The sequence below is a fragment of the Cytobacillus solani genome (assembly GCF_006704205.1).
GTDB classification, from domain to species: domain Bacteria; phylum Bacillota; class Bacilli; order Bacillales; family Cytobacillaceae; genus Cytobacillus; species Cytobacillus solani.
This window is the reverse complement of the sequence record NZ_CP041305.1, coordinates 1,151,331-1,173,472: the sequence shown is the minus strand read 5'-3', so window position 1 is coordinate 1,173,472 and position 22,142 is coordinate 1,151,331. Positions and strand designations below refer to the sequence as shown.

The following is a 22,142-nucleotide window of genomic DNA, read 5'->3' as shown; positions in this document are numbered from 1 at the left end:
AATGGAAACATCGATGTCTATTCTTATTGGAGTCCTTTTTACAATAGGGACCTATTTAATTTTGACGAAGAGTTTGCTCCGAATCATTTTAGGAACATCCATTATTAGTCATGGTGTTAATTTGCTTATTCTTACAATGGGCGGTTTAAAGACAGGCGGTCCGCCATTGTTAGGCCAGCATGACACTACATTTACAGATTCATTGCCACAGGCACTTATTTTAACGGCAATCGTGATAAATTTCGCAGTTACAGCACTCTTCCTAGTGCTTAGCTACCGCACGTATAAAACATTAGGGACTGATAATATGGATAAATTAAGGGGAATGGAAGATGAATAATACTGTCATCCTGCCAATGATTATTCCTGTCATAGCAGGGCTAATTATGGTCATCTTTAGAAAAAATATTCGTTTACAGCGGCTGTTAAGTATTTTTGCCATTCTTGCAGTTGGTGGTGTGTCTATATCATTAATGAACCAAATAAGAAATGAAGGAATACAAACGCTTCAGGCAGGAGGCTGGGAAGCACCATATGGCATAACGATTGTTGCTGATATGTTTTCTGCTATCCTTCTCCTTACGACAAGTATTGTGGCGCTTTTCTGCTTGATCTTTGCCTTTTCATCGATTGGCAGGGAAAGGGAAGAACATTATTTCTATCCCATGTTTTTATTTCTGATTTCGGGTGTGTGCGGGTCATTTTTGACAGGCGACTTGTTCAATTTATTTGTCTGTTTTGAAGTCATGCTCATTTCATCGTATGTCCTTATTTCTTTAGGAGGTACGAAGCTCCAGCTTAGGGAGTCAATCAAGTACATTTTAATCAATGTCATTTCATCCTCTTTATTCCTACTTGCTATTGCCTATTTATATGCAATAACAGGTACCTTGAATTTAGCACATCTTTCCTTGCGTGTAGCTGAGGCAGGACAAGACGGTCTCATGACAACGGTTGCCTTTTTGTTTTTAATCGTGTTTAGCATGAAAGCGGCTCTTTTCTTATTCTTTTGGCTTCCTGGTTCCTATAGTGCACCGCCAACAGCAGTCGCTGCTATTTTTGCTGCCTTACTGACAAAGGTAGGGATTTATGCGATTTTCCGCCTGTTTACACTCGTGTTTTATCATGAACCGGAAATCACACATTTAGTGATTGGCATTCTGGGGGCAATAACGATGGTGCTCGGAGCAATTGGTGCTGTTGCTTATTGGGATATAAAGAAAATATTAACCTATAATGTCATCGTTGGGGTTGGTTTCATTATTGCTGGTCTTGCTTCTTTCACATCCATGGGAATGATGGGGGCCATTTATTATCTTATCCATGACATGCTTATTAAAGCACTTATTTTCCTATTAGGAGGGATGATTATTCATCTCACTGGAACAAGTAAGCTAAAGGAAATTAGCGGGCTTATACGCAATCATCCCTATTTGGGCTGGATGTTCTTTGTTGCTGCGCTTTCACTTGCTGGCATTCCGCCGCTTAGCGGTTTCTTAGGGAAGGTGTTCATTACACGAGGGACATTTGAAACAGGATCCTACTGGCTTGGGGCAATTGGACTAATTACGAGTTTAATGGTTCTTTATTCGATTATGAAAATCTTTATGAATAGCTTTTGGGGAGAAACGTATATAAGTAAGGACATGGAGAAGGGAACGACGAACGTGAGTACCATGCTGCCGATCGGCTGTCTCACGGCCTTGACAATTGCACTTGGATTAGGAGCAGAGGGAATCCATGAATATGTACAAATAGCGACGGAAAGCATGCTGAATCCGATTATGTATATAGAGGCAGTTATTGGCGAGGATCCCATTCGTTAATAGTTGATAGTTTTCTGATGATCAAGGAAAGGAGGGGGTACCATTGCCCATTCAAGTTTTAATTAACCTATTTATCGCATTTTTGTGGATGTTTTTTCAAGATGAATGGAGCATCTTGTCCTTCATTGGCGGTTATTTAGTAGGTATTCTTGTTTTGTTTAGTATGAGACGTTTTTTCCCCGCTTCCTTTTACTTGAAACGTTTTGTTTCCATATTAAGTTTGTTTTTCTTGTTTATTAGTGAGTCGGTTTCGTCAAGTATCTATGTGATTCGTCAAGTGATTGGACCTAAAATTAATGTAACACCAGGGATATTTAAGTTAGAAACGGAATTAGAAGGAGATATGGAAATAACCCTTCTAGCTCTTCTTCTCACTTTGACTCCCGGTTCGGTTGTGATGGAGGTTTCTCAAAACAATAGGATTTTTTATATTCATGGGTTGAACTTACCAGAATCTGAACATGCTGTAATACAATCGAAAATAAAATATGAGAAAGCCATAAAGGAGGTAACCCGATAATGTTCAAACTATTTTTAATGGGATGTTTATTTTTTGTCACGCTTTCCATTATCGCTGCTCTCTATCGTGTCGTAAAAGGCCCTTCTAAGCCTGATCGGGTGATGGCATTAGATAATATTGGGATTAACCTTCTAGCTGGGGTGGCTATTCTTTCAATCCTTCTTCATACACATGCATTTTTAGATATCATTCTTTTATTAGGCATTCTTTCCTTTGTTGGCACTATCGCCTTTGCGAGATATATCGAAAGGGGTGTTGTCATTGAGCGCAAACATGTTGAGTGAAATCATTGTCTCCATTTTAATTTTTATTGGAACAGCATTTAGTTTTCTAAGTGCAATTGGTTTAATCCGTCTTCCTGATGTATATACTCGTGCCCATGCGGCGTCAAAGAGCACGAGTATAGGGGTGCTTTGTATATTATTTGGGACTTTTCTTTACTTTTTGCTAACAGAGGGATATGTGAGTATCAGATTAATACTTGGTATTTTTTTTGTGTTCTTAACTTCACCGGTTGTCGCTCATTTGTTAAATCGAGCAGCCTACCGTTCACATGTTGAACTTGCAAAAGAAAGTATTCAAGATGATTTGAAGGAATATATAAGAAGAACTGACTCTTAAATAAGGAAGCAATATTCCTGAAAAAAGAAGCAAATAATCCAACAGATTATTTGCTTCTTTTTTATTTTGCTTGAATTAATACAACACACATATCATCTTCTGCATTTGCTTGCTGTTTTCTGGATAATAGATAATCTATAGGCTGCTTGTTTTCGGCTTCGGTCCAATAAGCTGCCGCTTTTTCCTTAAGAAACTCATATCCATTCTCTTCGTATTTTTCAATGGATTCTTCTACACCATCAGTGCAAAGCAGAAGCTGAACAGAGTCAGTATAGGTAATAACGGATTTACTTATTTGGATATCCTCGAAAAATCCTACAGCACATGTATTGCTTGCAAGTTCTGTTATCTCCTTGTTGTCTATTAAGGCAAATCCAGTTGGATGGCCGGCATTCACATATTCAATGCACTTTTTCTTTGTATCTAGAACAAGATAGATGGCTGTGAAATAGTAAGGGATTTGCTGATTGCGGCGATTCAGCGAATTCATCCACCGATTAAGCTCCTTCATGACATATTCTGGATCTGAACCTGATGTGATCGCATCCCTTAGAACGGATGAAATAAACATGCACACGAGGGAGGCAGATATCCCATGCCCCATCATATCAAGCTGGATGGCAGCGTAACGGTTCTCATCAAGCTTTTGCCAATAATACATATCACCTGCAAGCTTATATGCAGGTAAATAGGAAGCTGTTAATAACAGATTCTCTTTATGTACAGTCTCACTTAAAAGGCTGGTCTGTACTTGCATGGAAAGATCAAGCTCATTTCTAATTTTCTCATCCCGTTCGATATGCCAATCCTTTTCATATTTCAATCTTAATGCCACTCGAATTCTGGCTAGAAGCTCAGTTTTATTAATTGGTTTCATTACATAATCAATTCCGCCGGCATCAAGTGCTTCTACTACTTTGTTAGAATCTTCAAGTGCAGATACAAAAATGACAGGTATATCTTTTAAATACGGCATTTGTTGAAGGCGTCTACAGGCTTCAATGCCGTCCATTTCAGGCATCATAATATCCATTAATATAATGTCTGCCTTTATCGGCAATGGCGACTCTTGTTGGAAGTAAGCAAACAATTCTTTTGCGGATGTGAGTGAAAGATAATTCTCATATCCAGCACGTTTTAGAATATTTTCAATAACAAACAAGTTTGATTGATTGTCATCTACTATTAAAATCCCCATGAGTTCTGCTTCCTTTCTCAATTTCCTGTATGAAATGTAAAAATACGGTTGATTTAGATACTATTATTATATTTTAAAATGACATAGACCCGTTAGGGATACGCTTAAAAACAATCCGTTTGGCATGGAGGAAGTCATATTTATATCGTTTTATTCATGGATATAGGTAATTACCCCTGTTTATCTCTAAGTTATTGTCCTTTCCTAATAAACAAATGTATTTATACAAAGGAAAAACCTTGATTATTTTCTGAATAGGAGTAAAATTAAGATTAAATTTTTAGAGATTAGGAGATGTATGGATGAAGGTCGTGAAGTTTGGTGGCTCCTCTTTAGCATCCGGAAAACAAATTGAGAAGGTATTCCAGATTGTTCAATCTGATTTTGAAAGAAAGGTTATTGTTGTTTCTGCACCAGGGAAGAGGTTTGCCGCTGATCATAAAGTGACAGATTTATTAATTGAATGTGCAGAACAATGTTTATTAAATAATGACCCGTTGCAATGGGTTGAAAGGGTACTAGAAAGATATTCTTCTATTGCATTGGAATTACAGCTTTCAAATGAGATTGTTAAAGAAATTGAAAATGATTTAGCGGGGAGGCTAGCAGAGGACAGAAGCAAGCCAAACCAGTTCATAGATTTAGTAAAAGCAAGTGGGGAAGATAATCATGCCAAATTGGTTGCGGCTTATTTTCTGAAGCAGGGGGTGGAAGCTCATTATGTAAATCCAAAGGATGCTGGTCTATTTGTCAGTGCAGATCCAGGGAATGCCCAAGTCCTTCCAGAATCTTATGAATTGCTTTATTCTCTTCGCGAACGTTCAGGCATCTTAATTTTTCCTGGTTTTTTCGGATATAGCAAAGAAGGGGATGTGTATACTTTCTCTCGCAGCGGTTCGGATGTGACAGGTTCTATTCTTGCTAATGGACTTAAAGCAGACCTATATGAAAATTTTACTGATGTAGATGCTGTTTATTCGGTTAATCCATCCATCGTTAGCCGACCAAGAGAGGTTAAGGAGTTAACCTACCGAGAAATGCGTGAGCTTTCCTATGCTGGATTTTCGGTACTTCATGATGAGGCGCTTGTTCCAGCATTTAAGGCCGGCATTCCAGTTCAAATTAAAAATACAAATAATCCGTCTGCGCCAGGGACAAGGATTGTTTCTGAACGGGATAATACCAATGGACCTGTCGTTGGCATTGCAAGTGACCAGGGATTTTGCAGCATTTATGTCAGTAAATATTTAATGAATAGGGAAGTTGGATTTGGAAGAAAGCTATTAGCTATATTAGAAAGCTTTGGATTATCGTATGAGCATATCCCTTCAGGCATTGATGATATTTCCATTATTTTAAGGGAAAATCAATTCAAACCATTGATGGAAAAGGAAATAAAAGAACGGATTGAAACAGAGCTTCGTACTGACGAAGTTGTAATCGAGCGTGGGCTTGCTTTAATCATGGTTGTTGGTGAAGGGATGCGCCACAATATCGGGACAACGGCAAGAGCTTCAAAAGCATTAGCAAATGCAAACGTTAATATCGAAATGATTAATCAGGGTTCATCTGAGGTCAGCATGATGTTTGGAGTAAAGGAAATTGATGAAAAACGAGCGGTCCGGGCACTTTATGAGGAGTTTTTTGCGGCTGTGACGGTATAAGTTTGGTGCATGTTTGTTGATGTGATTCATTTGAACAAACAAGAAAGAGAACCCTGACTAAATGCTGGAATCATTAAGCGCCGGAATTGAAAATACAAATAATCCCTAAGCAAAAAGCTCAGGATTATTTGTATTGTATTTTTTTCAATAAATCAATTATCGATGAAATTTCTTCATAATAATAGCTTTAAAATGTCCAGACGATATCCATTTTGCATAGATTGAAAGAATTATGAACATTAAACTACCAGCAAAAAGCCATATCTTTGGCTTAAATTCCCCACCCATCATCGAGAATAAGTAGAAATTACCTAAATCCCCTCCAAAATTAAGTGCATAATAAACGATAGGCACCATATATGAGACTGCTATGTTTCTAAAAATTGAAGCAGTAAATAATCCAATTGAACCTAAAAACATCGCAGTTACTACTGCTCCCAAATAAAGAGGCAAAGTCATATCAGAAGCACTAACCTTCATAAATAATGAAAAAATACTAATTAGCATAATTAACGTTAAGATAGAATAGGCAATGCGTATCAGATAAACAACAGTATTACTTATATACTTTGAGGATGTAATCTCGTCAATAGTAGAATCTTGTTCAGGCTGAAATATCGGCGTAAGCAACAGGATACCAGTCAATGAAATAAAAATCTCAAGAGGAACGGCTGCTGCTCTATTATCTAAACTCGATATTCCAAATAACACTGGAGTTAGGAGCAGCAATAAGATACATAACAGAAAATGCGGAAGAAAATTATGCCGCAGATTTACTTTTGCTATTTGCCATAATTGCAAACGTTTTTTTGATAAGTGATTTAAATTTTCCATTTAATCTTCCTCTCCTTTTCTGCTCGTAAATAAGTATTGTTGCTGCAACTAAAATCAAAGCTAACACTATAAAAAATATTCGGTTTACGATAAGACTGTTAAAATGATCATTAAAAGCCTGTGTATATTGCAATGAATTGTGGCGAGGAGATAGACGGAAAAGGGAATAACCGCTAATGATTTCAGCCTTTCCTGTGTTGATGTCAATAAACCACCATAAGCCTTGAACGGCAACTCCAATTGCTGTATTTGTCAGTTCTGTAAAGAACATTCCTACTGCTGCAGAAATCATTACTGACGGTAAAATCCAGCCCAAATCATATTTAAGAGGAGCAAGATAATCGAGCTTCATCCCGTCATAAAATGACCATGCGGACATATTAGAAATATACGAGATGATGATGACTGAAATCATAATTGCCGTAATAATGGAGATATATCGTGTTAGGATTATTTTTACAGATGATGTTTTTCGTGTATAAATTAGCTCATGGATACCGTTGCGTTTATCCTTTAAGCTGATAGTTATAGCGAGAAAAACAGGAAGAATCGAAAGCACGGTAACAAGATAATCACTGAATAAACGGGCATATGCTCCTGAAAAATGGTCCTTGTCTTTTATCATAAAATAACTATCAATCGCTTCTTTATAAGTAATCGGGACTTTGCCAAAATTAAGTAGCATAGTTTTGGAATAGTTCGAGCCACCACCAATAAGCTTGTCCACCTGCTTCATATATGATTTGAATTTTTCATAAGTCAGTTCATCCTTCACTAAAAGTACCGTATCACTGTCGTTGTTCGGAATAGGCATTGTAATCATGACTTCTCCGTCATCACTTGCAAGCCCTTTGCCGTTTTCAAAAATTAGTCTGTCACCATTATGTGTAGTGGCATTAACTGAATTTACAAGCTCCTCCAAAGAAATTTCTGTAATCATAGACAGAATTTCCGCCACCTGCTGCTGCTCTTTAGTGCTTAGCTTCACATTTTTATAAAAGCCAATCGGATAGGCTGTATAGCTGTTGGCCTTGTATTCTCTGTATAATGATGTAATCGCTGCGGGCATAATGATTTCGGGGATTTCCTTTGTCTGCATTCCGTAGCTCTGTCCAGAAAAAGGCATTTCAATTTCTCTGTCACTGAAATCAAGTACATCTTGTGAAAGGGCCATTAAAAGCATTGCTGCAATTAATATAAGAAAGGTAATGGAAAAAATAACTTTCTTAGACTCCCGAAGAAATAGAGTGAACATTACCTCTCACCCCCAACACTTTCAAAGGTTGCTCCATTATGATAGAGGTAAAGCATATATGCATCCTCCATATTCGGCTCGCACTCCACTGCACCTGAAACAGGGGAGTCCGATAAAAAGCGTATATGTGTCTGATTTCCCAGCGTAAGCATACTTGTTATGCTGTATTCCTTTTTCAACTTTGGCAGTTCCGATTTATTAGCTATTTTTGTAAATACTTTACCTGTTGCTGTTGTTAAAAGTGCGTCAACCGTTCCGTGATAAAGCAGTCTGCCATTATTTAAAATTGCAATATTCTCACAGGTTGCTTCAATATCACCTACGATGTGTGTGGAAAGAATGACGATTCTATTTTCTGCAACCTCACTGAGTAGATTCCGGAAGTGTATCCGTTCTTCAGGATCGAGCCCTGCGGTAGGCTCATCAACAATCAATACTTTTGGATCATGCAACAGTGCCTGTGCAATACCGAGTCTGCGTTTCATTCCACCAGAAAGAGCTTTTACCTTTTTGTTTACATGTTCGGTTAGATTTACCTGATTAAGTAAAATTTCCGTACGCTTTTTTCGTTCCTTTCTATTCATTCCTGAGAGTACACCTAAATAATCCATTGCCTCCCTAACGCTCATGCTCGGATAAATCGAAAACTCCTGCGGTAAATAGCCAATAATCTTACGTATTTCCTTTGCATTTTCAATTGCTACACCGCAGACTGTAATTTCACCGTCTTTCTTATGAATTAAGGTGGCAAGCGTCTTCATCAAAGTTGTTTTTCCTGCACCATTTCTTCCAAGTAAGCCAAACATTCCTTTTTCAATCTTTAAATTTATATCGAATAGCGCTTGTTTATTACCATAAAACTTGTTTAAATTTTGGATGATAATTGTGTTTTTACTCATATGAAAAACTCCTTTCAACGTTAAATTCCATTCTTACAAAAGCTATCGTAAAGTATAAATTTCAACTTTTTATCTATTAAAGAAAAAAACTCCTGTCTTCAAAATGCGACAGAAGTTTCTTGAATTCATTTTATTCAGTTAAAAGACGGCCTTCACTGTTGCTCCATTTGAGTTATTTGATAGCTTCATATAACCACCGTGCTTTTCACATAAAATTTTGCAAATATTAAGCCCCATACCAAAATGCGAGGTATTTGCATTAGTTTCAGATTGGTAAAAAGGTTTAGTTGCGTTATTCAAATCCTTCTTGCTAAATCCGTTTCCATCATCGGACACAGTTATTGAAAATGCCTCATTACTGGAAAGTTCAATGCTGATTTTGTTTTTAGCGTATCGAACGGCGTTAGAAAGTATATTTTCATAAACTTGCATAACGACAGATATATCTACTTTCAAAGCAGCTGTAGTTAAAGATTGATCATTGAATTTCAAACATTTATCCGCACGCAAAATTTCACCGCTTTCTTTCAGACGACTTATCAGATCGTTAGCAGTAATTGCTGTTTTTTGTATATCGATATCTTCTAACTTTTGCAGATTGCTCATTGTATCCACAAAAGTCTCGAGTCGTGTAATATGTGTTTTCATGGTATGAAGGATAGAGACTATTTTCTTTGTAGTCATTTCTCCGTCTGGTACATATTTGAGCAACATATCACTTTGCCCCTTTAATACGGTTAGTGGAGTCCGTAAATCGTGGGAAAATGCCGCATTAAGCCGTTTGCGCTCGTCCATCTGCCTCCACATTTCCAAATTATTTTCTTTTAAAGCAAGACGCATTTTTTCAAATGTCGAGCAAAGCTTTCCCATTTCGTCATTCTTACTATATTCTACTGTGAAATCTAAATTATTATTTGCAATCTTAGCGGCAGCAAGATCAAGAATTCCAAGCGGTTTTTTCAGTTTGCGTTTATAAAACAATATTCCTGCTGTAATGATACAGATTAAAAACCATATTGGAACAAGAAAAAAATTAAAAAAACTAAGAAGGTTGTAGATAAATTCATCTTGAGAAGAAAAAAAGGAGTGTAAATTGTCAGTATAAAAATAAACCTTATCGTTGAATTTCGGATTTCCTTGAACAACAATTTGCCCTTCAACCCTAATTTCATCTTCAAATTGCTCTTTATATTTATTAATAATTGAGCTTTGCCAGTACTGACACAATCCTGATGAGGTAAGTGAGAACAAAAATGCTATCATGAGGAAAACGAATGTATAAATTATAAAAGAAGTTTTAAGAGACATATTGTTAAACATATTCTTTATTTTACCCATTTATATCCTACTCCCCAAACCGTTTCAATATATGGTTTCATTCCAGCAGAATTGAATTTTGTTCGTATACGGCGTATATGTTCCGCTATGACAGCACTGTCCCCCTTGCCGTCCGTGCCCCACACTCTCTCATAAATACGTTCCTTGTCAAAAACCTGTCCTGAATGTTGCGAGAGTAATTCGATTATGTCGAATTCTTTTTTCGCAAAGCACTGCGGCTCATTTTTGAAAAATAAACATCTGGCAGAATAATCAATCGCAAGGTCACTGTCAAATTTAATTTTTGGCGACCTTTTTTGCCGACGCTCACGCCGAAGATGTGCAGCTACTCTAGCCCCAAGCTCATCAATGGAGAACGGTTTTACGATATAATCGTCACCACCAATGCCGAAGCCTTTTATTTTGTCGCTCTCCTCAATTCTGGCGGTAAGAAATAAAATTGGGCAGGTCACGTAATTCCGAATTTGAATGCAAACCTTTATCCCGTCTATGCCAGGCATATTTATATCAAGCAATATAATATCAGGCTGCTTCTCTGCCTTCTTTATCGCTTCTTTTCCTCCCGTTGCAGTAAGTACATCATAACCATTTAATTCGAAGTAATCACTCAGCATAAGTACAATATCAATTTCATCATCAACGATTAGAATTTTGTATTTCATGATATACACCTCATATTTGTAACATATCATCTGTTTTTCAATTTTTTATCAACATATATTAAGTGTAGAATTTTGGTTGATTTAAACCCGATATATTCATTTGAACCGATTGTTCCATACCCAGTTGCCCTATAGCGTACTGAATAATGGATTGGTAATAAAAAAATTAAGGATTCGTTCAATTGAAGGAAAGATATTGGCTGGTTAACTTGTAAAAAGTCTTTCATCAAGGATATGAAAGCCCGCTCTCGGTGGGATAGTTTGTAAAAAGTCCTTCATCAATTGAATGAAAGCCTGTTCTCAGTCGATCATCACAGTAAATAAAGAATAATTTTTATAGATTAGTATAAATTACCACTTTCGCATCTATTTTAATTAAGAATATCATTATTATATTGTAAAATGTTTATTCGATTTCTAATTCTAAATGATAGGCGTGTACAGCTATCATGCTTAATACATAATAAAAAATAGCATGTGAAATTCTTTGTGAATTCACATGCTATATATGTGTTCTTATATTAGTTTCTCAAATTTCACTCGTTTGTTTAATGCATACATTAATGGAATTCCTACGGCCATGACAACAAACTCACCAATGGCAGTTGTGACCCATGTAAATCCGAATGGCAACCCGAATGCGAGGTTAAGTTCAAGAGCGATGATCCACATCATACACGTAAAGACGACTGTGTTTACAGCCATTCGAACCCAGATGTTCTTAATATAACGACAGCAAACAATTGTGATTAGCAATGAAATCAACGAATGTCCGACACCGAAAATAAGATCATATGCTTTCATTGGTGAAAATAACAGATTGGTTAAAAATACACCTAGAATCATTCCATAAATATATTTTTTATTGAAGACAACTAGATGATTGAACATTTCGGATACCCGAAATTGGATAGCAGTAAACCCAAAGGGCTGGATGAGCATAGAAACAGCAATATATAAAGCTGCTAATATTCCATTACCAACAAGTGTTTTTACATTCATATTCTATTCTCTCCTTAGTTTTTTTCCGTGGGAGGTTCTCGAACCACGTGAGCATTGCTCAAAGATTAAATTTTATAGCAGAGGAACTTATTTGTCAATTTACTAAATTAGTAGGATTTTTACCATAGTCCTACAAATGGCCCTTTCGCTTGACATTCCAGTAAATAAGTATTATTTTAAATATAATGAAAATTCAATATGAGCGGATGACTATTGTGGGAGAGTGCATTATGATAGGCCACCGAAGGGGCAAGTTCCGAAAAGACCCTTGGAACAAATCTCTCAGGTAGAAGAACCACAATTAGGACGCATCTCTGGAGAGCTCGTATACATTCGTACGGCACCAAAGGGGACCCATTATTGGGATGAAACTCTCAGGTATAAAGGACAGAGAAGGGTAGAAATTACTACACCTTTTCTGTCCTTTTTTATAGGAAAAGCGTTTAGTAATTAAATGAATTTTCCTAACGAATGCAGCATGAGGGAGGAGATGTAGAAATGACTAGAAAAAGAATGACGTTATCCAATCTGATTAGAAATAATAAAGAAGAGCTTTTAAGAGACCGTGAACAGCTTGAGAAAATTGAAAAACGGATTGATGACAAATATCTGGAAAGAAAAAAGGAAGCTAAAGCGATATAGGAATTTCCTAAATCCATTCAATATAAAGTGAAACTTTCATCAGTGTGGTCCTACTGCTTGTTTATCTGCTTCAAATTTGCTCTAATGAAAAATAATTTTATTGACAATAGAACGGTGGTTTGATTACAATTAAGGTAATAAATCAAATAGTAACTCCTAAAGGGGAGTAGCTTTTACAGCAAAGTCGTCATTTCAGAGTGTTAAGCTCTCGGCTTTGGTGGCAACATATTCGTTGTTAGCAAGACCTTTACCAATTTCGGTAAAGGTCTTTATTGTTTTTGAAGCCTTTACCACTGTGGTAAAGGCTTTTTCTATTTTTTGAAGAAGCCTCTTCCACTTACTCATTTGATTCAATAAATATTTGGAAGGATGATGATTACATGGAACTAGCAATTTTACTAGAATACGGTGGAGTTTTGTTATTATTAATTGCGCTGGAGGGGCTTTTGGCAGCAGATAATGCATTGGTTTTAGCGATTATGGTTAAACACCTGCCGGAAGCGGAAAGAAGGAAAGCATTATTCTATGGACTTGCTGGAGCCTTTGTTTTTCGATTTGGTTCTCTATTTGCTATTTCATTCCTCGTTGATGTTTGGCAGGTTCAAGCGATCGGGGCACTTTACTTGTTGTTTATTGCCATTAATCATATTTATAGAAAATTGATAATGAAAAAAGGAGAAGAACAGGCGGAGATTGTGAAGGGGAAGAAAAAAGCAGGTTTTTGGATGACTGTTTTTAAGGTGGAATTAGCGGATATTGCCTTTGCAGTTGACTCCATACTAGCTGCGGTCGCATTAGCTATTGCTCTTCCAGATTCAGGGCTGCCGAATATAGGCGGACTAGATGGCGGAAAGTTTCTAGTCATCTTCGCCGGAGGTTTCATCGGGTTAATTATTATGCGCTACGCTGCTAACTTTTTTGTTAAATTACTTCATGCAAGACCAGGCTTGGAAATTGCTGCTTTCCTTATCGTCGGATGGGTAGGGGTGAAATTATCGGTTTATACACTTTCACATCCTGCATTATCTGTGCTGCCGGAAGGCTTCGCTAAGTCGCCAGAATGGAAAATTACCTTCTATGCAGTATTAATCTTGATCGCGATTGGCGGCTGGTTCTTATCAAAGAAGAAAAAAGAAACATCAGTTGAAGAATGAACCAGTTTTACAATGTTGCCTCTGATATTCACAGCCTAGGAAAAACCGGAAAATGGTATAATCAACTTATATAAAAATACCTTTTTCGGTTTTTTTCGTTAAGGAGATAGATAGGCAGGGGAAATACATGCAGGCACTAAAAGCATTATTGTCTTATATGAAGCCCTATTGGCTGTTTGCTATATTAGGGCCATTTTTTATGTTTGTGGAAGTGGCAATGGATTTAATTCAGCCGACATTGATGCAGCATATTATTGATGATGGAATTGCCAATAATAACACTGGTTATACAGTGAAAATGGGCCTTTTTATGGTAGGTGCAGCAATCATTGGGCTTGCAGGCGGATTGGGGTGCTCAGTATATAGCACGCGGACTGCCGTTCATTTTGCAACTGATATGAGAAAGGATGTATTTCAAAGGATTGAGCGATTTTCAAGCAGAAATATTGATGCCTTTGGAACAGGAAAGCTAATCACCATTGTCACAAATGATATTTCCTCTCTGCAAAGAGCGGTTATGATGACGCTGAAAATTTTTGTTAGGGGTCCACTTCTTTTTATCGGAAGTATTATTATTGTTTTTTTCACAGCCCGGGAGCTATTTCCGATTCTAGCAGCTATTGTCCCGATACTCATCCTCGTTATTATTCTTTTTACGAAGAAGTCAGGTGCTTTATTTAAAAAGGTTCAGGAAGCCATTGATAAAGTGAATACGAGATTACAAGAGAACCTAGCCGGCATGAGAGTGGTAAAAGCATTTGGCAGGCAGGCTTTCGAGAAGCAGAAGTTTGCCAATGCGAATAATGAGCTGACAAGGGTGAATATTTCTGCGGAGCAGTTAATTGCTTTGTTAATGCCGATTTTGCTCTTTTTAGTCAATATAGGAATTATTGCAGCCCTTTGGATGGGTGTAATTAAAGTGGATAATGGTTCTATCCAGGTGGGTGTCATTCTCGCATTTATAAACTATTTAAATATTATTTTGAATGGCTTAATGTCAAGCAGTAATGTGCTCATGCAAATTACGAGAGCCTTTCCTTCTGCAGAAAGGGTACAAGATGTGCTTGGCATGGAATTAGACATTGAAGAGCCAAGTGATCCGTATGCTCCTGAAAAAATTGCCGGAGATGTCGAGTTCCGTCATGTGAGTTACAGCTATAGCAAAAATGGAGAATACGTATTAAAGAACATTTCCTTCCAGGTGAGGAATGGACAAACATTGGGCATTATCGGATCAACTGGAAGCGGAAAATCCACACTGACAAAGCTTATTCCAAGGCTTTATGATGTGGACAAAGGCGATGTTCTGATTGATGGAAAGGATATTAAAACATATAAGCTGAAGACTCTTCGTGAGGCAATCGGTGTTGTTTCGCAAAAAGCGATTTTATTTTCCGGAAGTATTGAAGAGAATTTACTTTATGGAAAGGAGCATGCAACACCAGAAGAATTAAATCAAGCATCGGAGAATGCCTGTGCGAGTGAGTTTATAAAAAAATTTGATGATGGGTATAATCATCCATTAACACAAGGCGCAATGAATCTTTCTGGCGGGCAAAAACAAAGACTCTCCCTTGCAAGGGCATTTATTAGGAAGCCATCTATTTTGATTCTGGATGACTCCACTTCGGCAGTTGATGCAGTCTCAGAGTCTGCTATTCAAAGGGCGTTAAAACAAGAATATGCGGAGTCAACGAAGATCATTATCTCATCGAAAATCTCTTCAATAAAAGAAGCAGATCAAATCATCGTTTTAGATGATGGTGAGATTGCAGGAATGGGTACTCATCAGGAGCTTCTTGCATCAAATAAGGTTTATCGGGAAATTTTTGTTACGCAAGGAGGGGTGCTTGGTGAGTATGCAAAAAGGTAGCACTGCTCAGACAGAGAAATCGATACGGTTTGGCAATGGTCCTGGCAGAATGAGCGGACCAATCGTAAAGCCAAAGGACAGAATAGGAACAATTAAAAGAATTTGGCAATATATGAAGAAGCAAAAAGCAGCAATGATTCTCGCGATAATGATGGTTCTCATTTCAACTGTGCTCGGGCTGCTGGGACCGCTGCTAATCGGGTTTATTATTGATCAATATATAATCCCGAAAGATATTAGCGGAACGATCCGTATGGCGGGACTGCTTGCAGTTGTTTATTTAGCTGCATCTCTGTTTACATGGCTCCAAACGTATATAATGGTCAATGTTTCTTTAAAAACGATTCAAATGCTAAGGCAGGATTTATTTAATCACTTTCAGGCACTTTCATTGAAGTTTTTTGATAAGCGGACTTACGGGGAATTAATGAGCCGGGTGACCAATGATATCGAGAATTTGAATAGTGCTTTGAGCCAAAGTGTCATACAGATTTTTTCCTCCGTACTGACCGTTGCCGGTGTGATGATTGCGATGCTGACGCTTAATTGGATGCTTGCACTTGTGACGCTGCTTGTCATTCCGCTGATGTTTTTTGCAACGAATAAAATTATTACATACAGCAGCAGTAATTTTATAAAAAGGCAGAGAGATCTAGGAGATATGAATGGAACGGTAGAGGAATCCATCTCCGGTATTGAAGTAATTACTTTATTCGGGAAAGAAAAGGAAGTCTACAATAAATTTTCAGACGCAAATGAGAGATTGCGAAATTCAGCTATGATGGCTGATATTTCTTCGGGATTTCTAGGACCTGTCAATAACTTTATAAACAATCTTGGGCTGGGAATCGTGATTGCCGCAGGTGCCCTAATGGCTATAAGCGGGATGACAACGATTGGAATTCTTGCATCATTTGTTACGTATTCTCGGCAATTTTACAGACCGATCAATCAAATGTCTAACCTAATAAATACATTTCAATCCGCCATTGCAGGTGCAGAACGAGTATTTGAAATCATGGATGAAATTCCTGACCTTAAGGATAGTGAACAGACGATTGAAGTTAGCTCATTTAAAGGAGATGTATCATTTGCAGGTGTTTCCTTTGGTTATGGAGGTCAAAAAAGTATACTAAAGAATATTAGTCTTGAGGTCAAGGCTGGCCAAACGGTTGCCCTAGTCGGTCCGACGGGCTCAGGGAAAACAACGATCATTAATCTTTTGTCTCGTTTTTATGATGTGGAATCTGGTGAAATCCGCATTGATGGCAGAAATATTAAAGATTACAAGATTCAGTCCTTGCGTTCGAAAATAGGAATTGTCCTGCAGGATACGTATTTATTCTCAGGGACGATTATGGAAAATATTCGGTATGGTAGGCTTGAAGCTGTGGACGAAGAAGTTATTCACGCGGCAAAATTGGCATCCGCTCATGGGTTTATTAAGCATCTGCCTGCTCGGTATGAAACAAAAATTGAATCTGGCGGAACAAATTTAAGTCAGGGTCAAAAGCAGCTTATCGCCATTACGAGAGCGATTTTAGCAGATTCAGATATTCTAATATTGGATGAAGCGACATCGAGTATTGATACAAGGACAGAAATTGAAATTCAAAAAGGCATTAGCACTCTTACAAAAGGAAAAACCAGCTTTATCATCGCCCACCGGTTGAAAACGATAGAGAATGCAGATATGATTCTTGTTATCCGTGATGGGGAGATTGTAGAGAAAGGCAATCATGAGGAATTATTAGACCTGTACGGATTTTATTATGATATGTACAAGCTTCAGTTCGAAAACTAAAGGAAAGAGGGACTGTTCTTCAATGAGGAGCAGTCCATTTTTGGGATTGACCGGAAAATTCGTGAGTTTGACCGGAAAAATGAAAATCTGACCGGAATATTAAAGAAAGTGACCGAATAAATCAAAATTTGACCGGAATAGTTGTAAAAGCAATTGAATAAATAGAAAAAGAAAAATATAGGTTCATATTTTGACTGACTTATATCCGATAATTCATTAAAAACCTCATAAATTCCTTTTGCTTGGAATGATTGTACTTCATGATGGCGTAGGTATAAGCTTCGGGTAGTGTGATAGAACTGCAAGGAACTTCTAACAGCCACCCTTCGATTAATTCTCGTCTGACTGTTGAAACAGGCAAGAAAGAAACACCCAATCCTTCTACGATAAATCTTTTAGTAATATGAATTTGAGAGACCTTCATCATTTTCACAGATGGAAACTTGTATTTTACTTCACGGCTTAGCGTTTCCCAATAGACGGGATGATTATCTGTTAGAAGATAATTTTTCATCAGCACTTCTTCTTCATCCAATGGCGGAGCTGATTCCGCATCCAATCCATCATGCTGTGCAATTAATTTCACTTCATCCTTATACAAAACCTCGCAGTATAATTCTGGATTCCTGCTATGGAGACAGGAAAGCCCAATATCAATTTCATCATTTAGTACAGCTTTTTCAATATCCAGGGATTCAAGAACCTTAACCGAAATCTCTACATGAGGGTGGATAGTCATATATTTTTTCAGAACAAACGGAAGGATGGTATCAGCGATCAATGGAGATATAGCGAGTGATAGCTTTGAAGTATACCCTTGACTAAAGGATTTCAAATCCTCTATTCCCTTTTGGTAAATCTCCATTAAATTTTCCGCATGCGGAATGTATCTCCTGCCCTCCTCTGTTAATTTCATTTTTCTGCCCTCTCTTTCAAATAATTGAACACCTAATTCCTTCTCGAGATTTTGAATATGAACGGTTACGGAAGGCTGTGAAATATATAATAAATCTGCTGTTCTTCTAAAATTCCCATTTTTAGCAGCGACTAAAAAGGTATTGATCCAGCTAAACTCCAACATTTATCCCTCCATATGATTAAAAAAATAAATCAAAATATTTAAAAACATTTAATTTTTTTAATTATATATATTTTATATAATTTACCTAAATAAGGAAAGGGGAAATGAAAAATGATCCATTACGGTTTAAAAGGTGTGATTGCAGCTGAAACAAAGATTAGCCATGTGGACGGTGAAAAGGGGCAGCTTATCTATAGGGGATATGAAATTGGGGAAATCACGAAAACAAATTCATTTGAGGAAACAGCCTATCTTCTGTGGAATGGGGAGTTTCCAACAGATAGGCAGCTAATTGAATTAAAAGCTTCATTAATAAATAATCGAGAACTTCCTAGCTATATGATTGACCTAATTTGCAGTTTACCCGATGAAATGGATATGATGAGTGTTTTGAGAACGGTCATTTCTTCTGAAGGAAGAAGGAATTATGGCTGGAAGCCGACCATTGATCAGGCAATCAGAATAACCTCTATGGCTCCAGCGATTATTGCCTATCGAAAAAGACATCTAGAAGGAAAAACATTTATCCCGCCGAAGCCTGAACTAAATCATGTAGAGAACTATCTTTACATGCTAAATGGAGAAGTTCCTCTGAAAGCCCATGTTAATGCACTGGAAACATATATGATCCTAACGATGGAACATGGGATGAATGCCTCTACATTCTCTGCAAGAGTAACGGCATCTACTGAGTCTGATTTAGTTTCAGCGATTACCTCTGCAATTGGAACGATGAAGGGACCTCTTCATGGAGGTGCACCTTCTGAAGTAATCACTCTGTTAAATGAAGTACATGAACAGGGCGATGCAGAAATGGTTATTAGAAATAAATTAAATCGTGGAGAAAAACTGATGGGCTTTGGACATCGGATTTATAAAACAGTGGATCCTAGATCAGCTGCTTTGAAATCGAAGCTCCTAACATTTTCAGGTGAAGATGAGTGGCTTGATCTCTCAATGAAAGTAGAAAAGCTGGGCGTGCAAATTCTTGGGGAGGTAAAGCCTGGCAGATCACTATATACGAATGTAGAGTTTTATGCAGCAGCGATTATGAAAGCAGTCCAGATGGAAAAGGAATTATTCACACCAACCTTCACGGCAAGCCGAATAGTCGGCTGGAGCGCACATATTTTAGAGCAAGCAGAAAACAATGTCATCTTTCGGCCGCAATCGAAATATATTGGACCAGTTAAAAAGAAAGAAGAATTAATATAAGTGCCGGAGAAATCCCTCTTATGATAAAATGTATCTCGTATATTTAGAATTTTTAGACATAATGGAGGGATTTCATGAAAGCATTGTTTCAGTATAATTGGTTGATAAGGGAAGATTGGTATCAATGGTGTGAAGACGTTGAAGAGGAGGAGCTTCTTTTAGTCCGAACGGGTGGGGTAGGAGGAATTTTGCATACACTTTTTCACATCATTGATGTTGAATGGAGCTGGATTCGTCTTCTTCAAGGCAAACCTGACTTTCAGGAAAGCTTTGAAGAGTATAAAAGTCTGCAAAAGGTAAGAGAGCTTGATGCAAAATTCCGCGTGGAAGTAGAAGAATTTGTGAGAAATTGGGATTTGAGCATGGAAAGCAATCTCCTTCATGATTCTTTGCCAGATGGGCGAACGGATATCTTTACCTGGGGTGAAGTGATGCGTCATGTAATTGCTCATGAAATTCATCATATTGGTCAAATTTCAGTCTGGGCAAGAGAAATCGGAAAGAAGCCAGTTTCTGCAAACTTTATTAGAAGAGAAATAATTCCTTTGCCTGAACAAAGTAAATAATAATGTTTATTAATCGACTGTTGATTTTGAACAGTCGATTTTTTGTCATATAAGTTAGAAAATTGCGTGATATCCCCTGGTATAATTAGGAATATGTGTATTTAAGGGGTGGATGCGGTGAAAATAGAAAGCATCCTAAATAAGAGCCGAATTTCTGCAGGAATAGGTATATTATTCTTTCTTATTATTTTGAGCTGGTATATATGGGGGCAAAAGGAAGTAAATCCAGCTGTAATGCTAAAGCCAGATGAAATGCAGGAGGACTTTCAATTTTTAATAGATAGGATCCTAGCTAGACATCCCGATCCTGCAAGGAATATGACAAAGGAAGTTTGGGATAAGCGTATAGATGAAATAAAGAATGAATTAGATTCAGAAAAAAGTGCAGCGGACTTTTATTTTATTCTTCAAGAATTTATCGCGGAAATGGAGGATGCTCATACGGGTCTAGTGATGCTAGATGATCGAAAAAGGCTGCCATTACTTCTTGATTGGACGGAAGAGGGGTGGACAGTTTTAGAGAGTGGATATGGTGTTGAAAAAGGGGATCTTATTGTCAGTCTAGGTGGAATGGAAGTTGAAGAAATTGTTAAGGATTTAGGAGGATTCATTTTCGGCGGAGAACCCCTACTGGAAAAAGTTTCGAGCAAATTTTCTAATTAGAGATGAATATTATTTGAAGAAGCTCTCGTTGATTAAACATAACCATGTAGTAGTAACTGTAGAAAACATACAGGGGAAAAGAAGGAAGGTAAGAATTCCCCTTGTAAAGAAAGATGTAGCTGATTCGCAAATGACTAATGCAGAGGCAGAGGATAGCTGGTATAGTTGGTATAAACGATACAACGATTCAAATACATTTGGCTGGTCCTTAGACCACGAAAATAATATTGGATACTATTATTTACATGCATGTATTGATACAAGGGAGTACCGGAAAAGTGTAAGTAACTTTTTTAAGGAAGTCAAAAGGGATGGTATAGGGAATATTGTTATTGATTTACGGCAAAATGCAGGGGGGAATTCTGCAGTTATTGATGCTTTTATAAATCGTATACAACCTTCAAACATTAATAATTACTCGAATTTTACAGGAAACACTTTTGTGCTTATAAGTAATAATACTTTTAGTTCAGCTAATATGTTTGCGAGCGTCATACAAGAAAATAATATCGGTATACTTATTGGTGAACCTACCGGAAATTCCCCTTTTGCATTCGGAGAGGTGATCAGTGGAGTACTTTCGAATAGTCAGATAAATTTGTCTTTATCAACAAAAGAATATATCCTTTCCAAGACCTACAAAGACGCGATTTATCCAGACTATTTAGTTCAAAAAACAAGAGAATCAATTATTTCAAATAAAGATATTCAGTTAGAAAAAGTAATTGAACTGATTAAGGAAAAATAGGCAGAAATGCTTTGATCAAAATGTTCCATTAGCCATAAAGAGCGTTCTTTTATTATAATGGGATTAAAAGTAAGTATAGGAGGTGATCGAATTGGCGATAAGAAGGCCAGATTCTGTAGCATCTCATGCAAAGCCTAGTTTTGGAAAGGCGATACTTTGCATGGGGTAGACTTTGAATTTAAAAATCGCCCAAGTACGCTTTTCTAATTCATTTGGCTTTGCACCTTATTTTAAAAAAATAAATGAGGGGCTAACCAGAAATGAAAAATGTAAAAGCAAACGCAATTTTACCTGAAAGTTTAATTATAGAAATTCAAAAATATATTCAAGGTGAGACGATTTATATCCCGAAAAAGAAAGCATCCCATCGTAAATGGGGAACGCGGTCTGGTACGAGAAAGGCGATTGATGAAAGAAATTCTGCTATAAGAACTGCGTTTAAAGGTGGAATAACCATTGATCAATTAGCTGAAGAATATTATCTCTCATCCGAAACGATTAAAAAAATCGTATATTCTAAATGATTGAGTCCAAAACAGTGGGAAATGATTGCTTCCCACTGTTTTTTACATTATTT

The 22,142-nt window shown here is 37.3% G+C and carries 23 protein-coding genes and 2 riboswitches; of the genes, 15 read left to right on the top strand and 8 right to left on the bottom strand.

Annotation, left to right across the window (positions count from 1 at the left end):
* The first annotated feature begins 1 nt into the window (after position 1).
* Genes FI644_RS05960 through mnhG form a run of 5 tightly spaced genes read left to right on the top strand, consistent with a single transcriptional unit; the run spans position 2 to position 2,967 of the window.
* Complete coding sequence (locus FI644_RS05960) at positions 2-340, top strand: Na(+)/H(+) antiporter subunit C (RefSeq protein WP_053479188.1); 339 nt, start codon at positions 2-4, stop codon at positions 338-340.
* A complete protein-coding gene (locus tag FI644_RS05955) occupies positions 333-1,826 on the top strand; it encodes a Na+/H+ antiporter subunit D (RefSeq protein ID WP_142108156.1) in 1,494 nt (497 codons plus the stop codon). Before FI644_RS05960 ends, FI644_RS05955 begins: the two co-directional genes overlap by 8 nt.
* Before the next feature lie 43 nt (positions 1,827-1,869).
* Complete coding sequence (locus FI644_RS05950) at positions 1,870-2,346, top strand: Na+/H+ antiporter subunit E (protein WP_053479186.1); 477 nt, start codon at positions 1,870-1,872, stop codon at positions 2,344-2,346.
* Entirely contained in the window at positions 2,346-2,630 is a 285-nt protein-coding gene (locus FI644_RS05945) for a Na(+)/H(+) antiporter subunit F1 (protein ID WP_053479185.1), read from the top strand. The genes FI644_RS05950 and FI644_RS05945 overlap by 1 nt, the downstream gene beginning before the upstream one ends.
* Positions 2,620-2,967: a monovalent cation/H(+) antiporter subunit G gene (gene mnhG, locus FI644_RS05940; protein ID WP_172797686.1), complete on the top strand. Its 348-nt coding sequence runs from the start codon at positions 2,620-2,622 to the stop codon at positions 2,965-2,967. The genes FI644_RS05945 and mnhG overlap by 11 nt, the downstream gene beginning before the upstream one ends.
* Positions 2,968-3,028: 61 nt before the next feature.
* On the opposite strand, the gene FI644_RS05935 is transcribed toward mnhG, so the two are convergent.
* Positions 3,029-4,165, bottom strand: a complete 1,137-nt coding sequence (locus FI644_RS05935) for a PP2C family protein-serine/threonine phosphatase (protein ID WP_142108155.1) — start codon at positions 4,163-4,165, stop codon at positions 3,029-3,031.
* A 302-nt stretch (positions 4,166-4,467) separates the two neighbouring features.
* Here FI644_RS05935 and FI644_RS05930 point away from each other — a divergent pair, with 302 nt between their 5' ends.
* A complete protein-coding gene (locus FI644_RS05930) occupies positions 4,468-5,829 on the top strand; it encodes an aspartate kinase (protein ID WP_142108154.1) in 1,362 nt (453 codons plus the stop codon).
* Between the two features lie 156 nt (positions 5,830-5,985).
* On the opposite strand, the gene FI644_RS05925 is transcribed toward FI644_RS05930, so the two are convergent.
* The 6 genes from FI644_RS05925 to FI644_RS05900 all read right to left on the bottom strand — a co-directional run bounded on the left by FI644_RS05925 (position 5,986) and on the right by FI644_RS05900 (position 11,819).
* Positions 5,986-6,663, bottom strand: coding sequence for a hypothetical protein (locus FI644_RS05925; RefSeq protein WP_142108153.1), 678 nt, complete (start codon positions 6,661-6,663; stop codon positions 5,986-5,988).
* The gene (locus FI644_RS05920; RefSeq protein WP_142108152.1) at positions 6,590-7,918 is read right to left on the bottom strand and encodes a hypothetical protein; all 1,329 of its coding nucleotides are present in this window, start codon (positions 7,916-7,918) and stop codon (positions 6,590-6,592) included. The genes FI644_RS05925 and FI644_RS05920 overlap by 74 nt, the downstream gene beginning before the upstream one ends.
* Positions 7,918-8,817: an ABC transporter ATP-binding protein gene (locus FI644_RS05915; protein ID WP_142108151.1), complete on the bottom strand. Its 900-nt coding sequence runs from the start codon at positions 8,815-8,817 to the stop codon at positions 7,918-7,920. Before FI644_RS05915 ends, FI644_RS05920 begins: the two co-directional genes overlap by 1 nt.
* A gap of 138 nt (positions 8,818-8,955) precedes the next feature.
* Complete coding sequence (locus FI644_RS05910; RefSeq protein WP_053479178.1) at positions 8,956-10,155, bottom strand: HAMP domain-containing sensor histidine kinase; 1,200 nt, start codon at positions 10,153-10,155, stop codon at positions 8,956-8,958.
* Positions 10,143-10,817 carry a response regulator transcription factor gene (locus tag FI644_RS05905; protein WP_053479177.1) on the bottom strand — a complete coding sequence of 225 codons (675 nt, stop codon included), beginning with the start codon at positions 10,815-10,817 and terminating at the stop codon, positions 10,143-10,145. Before FI644_RS05905 ends, FI644_RS05910 begins: the two co-directional genes overlap by 13 nt.
* Positions 10,818-11,333: 516 nt before the next feature.
* Complete coding sequence (locus tag FI644_RS05900; protein WP_053479176.1) at positions 11,334-11,819, bottom strand: QueT transporter family protein; 486 nt, start codon at positions 11,817-11,819, stop codon at positions 11,334-11,336.
* Positions 11,820-11,827: 8 nt separating this feature from the next.
* A riboswitch (PreQ1 riboswitch) is annotated at positions 11,828-11,872 on the bottom strand.
* A 153-nt stretch (positions 11,873-12,025) separates the two neighbouring features.
* Positions 12,026-12,127, top strand: a riboswitch (glycine riboswitch).
* 190 nt (positions 12,128-12,317) lie between these two features.
* On the opposite strand from FI644_RS05900, the gene FI644_RS05895 reads away from it, so the two are divergent.
* The 4 genes from FI644_RS05895 (at position 12,318) to FI644_RS05880 (ending at position 17,292) form a co-directional block, all read left to right on the top strand.
* A complete protein-coding gene (locus FI644_RS05895) occupies positions 12,318-12,461 on the top strand; it encodes an FbpB family small basic protein (RefSeq protein WP_075209078.1) in 144 nt (47 codons plus the stop codon).
* 380 nt (positions 12,462-12,841) lie between these two features.
* Positions 12,842-13,615 carry a TerC family protein gene (locus FI644_RS05890; protein ID WP_142108150.1) on the top strand — a complete coding sequence of 258 codons (774 nt, stop codon included), beginning with the start codon at positions 12,842-12,844 and terminating at the stop codon, positions 13,613-13,615.
* A 127-nt stretch (positions 13,616-13,742) separates the two neighbouring features.
* Positions 13,743-15,488, top strand: a complete 1,746-nt coding sequence (locus FI644_RS05885) for an ABC transporter ATP-binding protein (protein WP_142108149.1) — start codon at positions 13,743-13,745, stop codon at positions 15,486-15,488.
* Positions 15,475-17,292, top strand: coding sequence for an ABC transporter ATP-binding protein (locus tag FI644_RS05880; protein ID WP_056687045.1), 1,818 nt, complete (start codon positions 15,475-15,477; stop codon positions 17,290-17,292). The genes FI644_RS05885 and FI644_RS05880 overlap by 14 nt, the downstream gene beginning before the upstream one ends.
* A gap of 199 nt (positions 17,293-17,491) precedes the next feature.
* On the opposite strand, the gene FI644_RS05875 is transcribed toward FI644_RS05880, so the two are convergent.
* Entirely contained in the window at positions 17,492-18,370 is an 879-nt protein-coding gene (locus FI644_RS05875; protein WP_053479320.1) for a LysR family transcriptional regulator, read from the bottom strand.
* 114 nt (positions 18,371-18,484) lie between these two features.
* Here FI644_RS05875 and FI644_RS05870 point away from each other — a divergent pair, with 114 nt between their 5' ends.
* The 5 genes from FI644_RS05870 (at position 18,485) to FI644_RS05850 (ending at position 22,089) form a co-directional block, all read left to right on the top strand.
* The gene (locus tag FI644_RS05870) at positions 18,485-19,588 is read left to right on the top strand and encodes a citrate synthase/methylcitrate synthase (protein WP_053479172.1); all 1,104 of its coding nucleotides are present in this window, start codon (positions 18,485-18,487) and stop codon (positions 19,586-19,588) included.
* 74 nt (positions 19,589-19,662) lie between these two features.
* Positions 19,663-20,154 carry a DinB family protein gene (locus FI644_RS05865; RefSeq protein ID WP_053479171.1) on the top strand — a complete coding sequence of 164 codons (492 nt, stop codon included), beginning with the start codon at positions 19,663-19,665 and terminating at the stop codon, positions 20,152-20,154.
* A 117-nt stretch (positions 20,155-20,271) separates the two neighbouring features.
* Positions 20,272-20,817, top strand: a complete 546-nt coding sequence (locus tag FI644_RS05860; RefSeq protein ID WP_142108148.1) for a hypothetical protein — start codon at positions 20,272-20,274, stop codon at positions 20,815-20,817.
* A 28-nt stretch (positions 20,818-20,845) separates the two neighbouring features.
* Entirely contained in the window at positions 20,846-21,565 is a 720-nt protein-coding gene (locus tag FI644_RS05855) for a S41 family peptidase (protein WP_142108147.1), read from the top strand.
* 260 nt (positions 21,566-21,825) lie between these two features.
* Positions 21,826-22,089, top strand: coding sequence for a CD3324 family protein (locus FI644_RS05850; RefSeq protein WP_053479169.1), 264 nt, complete (start codon positions 21,826-21,828; stop codon positions 22,087-22,089).
* Positions 22,090-22,142 lie beyond the last annotated feature (53 nt).

Coding starts and splice junctions, on each gene's coding strand:
- FI644_RS05960 (WP_053479188.1), top strand. CDS start 2: ATGGAAACATCGATGTCTATTCTTATTGGAGTCCTTTTTACAATAGGG.
- FI644_RS05955 (WP_142108156.1), top strand. CDS start 333: ATGAATAATACTGTCATCCTGCCAATGATTATTCCTGTCATAGCAGGG.
- FI644_RS05945 (WP_053479185.1), top strand. CDS start 2,346: ATGTTCAAACTATTTTTAATGGGATGTTTATTTTTTGTCACGCTTTCC.
- mnhG (WP_172797686.1), top strand. CDS start 2,620: ATGTTGAGTGAAATCATTGTCTCCATTTTAATTTTTATTGGAACAGCA.
- FI644_RS05935 (WP_142108155.1), bottom strand. CDS start 4,165: ATGGGGATTTTAATAGTAGATGACAATCAATCAAACTTGTTTGTTATT.
- FI644_RS05930 (WP_142108154.1), top strand. CDS start 4,468: ATGAAGGTCGTGAAGTTTGGTGGCTCCTCTTTAGCATCCGGAAAACAA.
- FI644_RS05925 (WP_142108153.1), bottom strand. CDS start 6,663: ATGGAAAATTTAAATCACTTATCAAAAAAACGTTTGCAATTATGGCAA.
- FI644_RS05920 (WP_142108152.1), bottom strand. CDS start 7,918: ATGTTCACTCTATTTCTTCGGGAGTCTAAGAAAGTTATTTTTTCCATT.
- FI644_RS05915 (WP_142108151.1), bottom strand. CDS start 8,817: ATGAGTAAAAACACAATTATCATCCAAAATTTAAACAAGTTTTATGGT.
- FI644_RS05910 (WP_053479178.1), bottom strand. CDS start 10,155: ATGGGTAAAATAAAGAATATGTTTAACAATATGTCTCTTAAAACTTCT.
- FI644_RS05905 (WP_053479177.1), bottom strand. CDS start 10,817: ATGAAATACAAAATTCTAATCGTTGATGATGAAATTGATATTGTACTT.
- FI644_RS05900 (WP_053479176.1), bottom strand. CDS start 11,819: ATGAATGTAAAAACACTTGTTGGTAATGGAATATTAGCAGCTTTATAT.
- FI644_RS05895 (WP_075209078.1), top strand. CDS start 12,318: ATGACTAGAAAAAGAATGACGTTATCCAATCTGATTAGAAATAATAAA.
- FI644_RS05890 (WP_142108150.1), top strand. CDS start 12,842: ATGGAACTAGCAATTTTACTAGAATACGGTGGAGTTTTGTTATTATTA.
- FI644_RS05885 (WP_142108149.1), top strand. CDS start 13,743: ATGCAGGCACTAAAAGCATTATTGTCTTATATGAAGCCCTATTGGCTG.
- FI644_RS05880 (WP_056687045.1), top strand. CDS start 15,475: ATGCAAAAAGGTAGCACTGCTCAGACAGAGAAATCGATACGGTTTGGC.
- FI644_RS05870 (WP_053479172.1), top strand. CDS start 18,485: ATGATCCATTACGGTTTAAAAGGTGTGATTGCAGCTGAAACAAAGATT.
- FI644_RS05865 (WP_053479171.1), top strand. CDS start 19,663: ATGAAAGCATTGTTTCAGTATAATTGGTTGATAAGGGAAGATTGGTAT.
- FI644_RS05850 (WP_053479169.1), top strand. CDS start 21,826: ATGAAAAATGTAAAAGCAAACGCAATTTTACCTGAAAGTTTAATTATA.